We start from the raw sequence: 1,587 nt of genomic DNA on the forward strand, positions 1-1,587 counted from the left end.
CCTACTCCGACCGCGAGGTCATCGTCCGCGACGGCACCGCACGCGACATGGCGGGTGGCGCATGACCGGCACCCTGCAGTCCTGGGTCCGCGACCTCGCCATAGGCGCGCGACTTGCGCTCAAGGGAGGCCGCGAGGGCTTGCTGCGCACCGCGCTGACCGCGCTGGGCGTCGGTCTCGGCGTGGCGATGCTGCTGCTGGCAGCCGCCGTACCGCACATGCTGGCAAACCGCAGCGAACGCTCTGTCGCACGCGAGACCTTCCAGGTGGGGCAGGAGCTCAGGCCGGGCGATGGCACGTTCCTGCTGGCCAACAACGACACCACGTACCACGGCACCGGCGTGCGGGGCCGTCTGGTGCGGCCCGAGGGACCGGACGCACCCGTGCCTCCCGGAGTGGACCGGCTTCCGGGGCCCGGCGAGATGGTGTTGTCCCCCGCCCTTGCCGGCCTCCTGCGGTCCGGTGAGGGGGAGCTGCTGCGCGAGCGGCTGCCGTACCGCATCGTCGGGACCATCACCGACGCGGGCCTTCTCGGCCCCGACGAACTCACCTACTACGCGGGCAGCGACACACTGCAGCAGGGACCGCGCGTCCAGCGCGCCGATCAGTTCGGTGTCGGGATCACGCCTGATCGCACGGGCCCGGTGCTGATGCTGCTGATCGTGCTCAGCTGCGTGGCCCTGCTGGTGCCGCTCGTCGTCCTGATCGCTACGGCCGTGCGGTTCGGCAGCGAACGGCGTGACCAACGGCTCGCCGCGCTGCGGCTCGTGGGCGCCGACGCGCGGATGACCCGGCGGATCGCAGCAGGCGAAGCACTGAGCGGAGCCGTGATCGGCCTGGGGGCAGGGCTGGGGATCTTTTTCCTCGCCCGGCAGTTCGCCGACGAGGTCACCATCCGTGGCTTCAGCGTCTTCGCCTCCGATCTGGCTCCCGATGCCCGGCTGGCCGTGCTGATCGCACTCGTCGTGCCCGCCACGGCCGTCGTCGTCACACTGATCGCGCTCCGCGGCATCACCATCGAACCGCTGGGAGTCGTCCGCAACGCGACCACCGGGCGCCGCCGACTGTGGTGGCGGCTGCCCGCTCCCGTGGCCGGCCTCGCCCTGCTGCTACCCCTGTCCGGTTCGGTCACCGGCACCGGGACCGAACTGGACATCGCGCGCATCGCCACAGGCACCGTGCTGCTGCTCGTCGGCGTGACGGCCGTGCTGCCCTGGGCCCTCGAGGCCTTCGTCGGCTGCTTCCGCGGCGGCGGCCGCACCGCATGGCAACTGGCCGCCCGACGGCTGCAGCTGAACAGTAGTTCGGCCGCCCGCGCGGTCAGCGGTATCACCGTCGCCGTGGCCGGCACCATCGCCGTGCAGATGCTGCTCGCTGGCGTGCAGGGCGACTTCGAGAAGCCGACGGGGCAGGATCCTGCCCGCGCACCGATGCGTGTCACCCTCGACACCACCTCGCAGGACACGGCCCGCGCAGCAGCGCACAAGTTCCGTGACACCCCGGGGGTGGTGGAGGCTTTCGGCATCCGCGAGTCCTCCGCCGTCCACACCGACGGCAGCGGCAGGGCGATTGCAAAGTCGCGGTGATC

General features: G+C 71.6%; 1 protein-coding gene. It reads left to right on the forward strand.

The genetic code is table 11. The features are described 5' to 3' along the window. Window positions 1–61: 61 nt before the first annotated feature. Window positions 62–1,585 (forward strand): FtsX-like permease family protein, encoded by a 1,524-nt coding sequence (locus ACLHRZ_RS37160; RefSeq protein WP_490422999.1) that lies wholly within the window; start codon window positions 62–64, stop codon window positions 1,583–1,585. The last annotated feature ends 2 nt before the right edge of the window (window positions 1,586–1,587 follow it).

It is taken from the genome of Streptomyces sp. AM25 (assembly GCF_058146165.1).

What these genes read in the sequence shown, in the direction of transcription:
- ACLHRZ_RS37160 (WP_490422999.1), top strand. Translation starts at nt 62, where the DNA reads ATGACCGGCACCCTGCAGTCCTGGGTCCGCGACCTCGCCATAGGCGCG.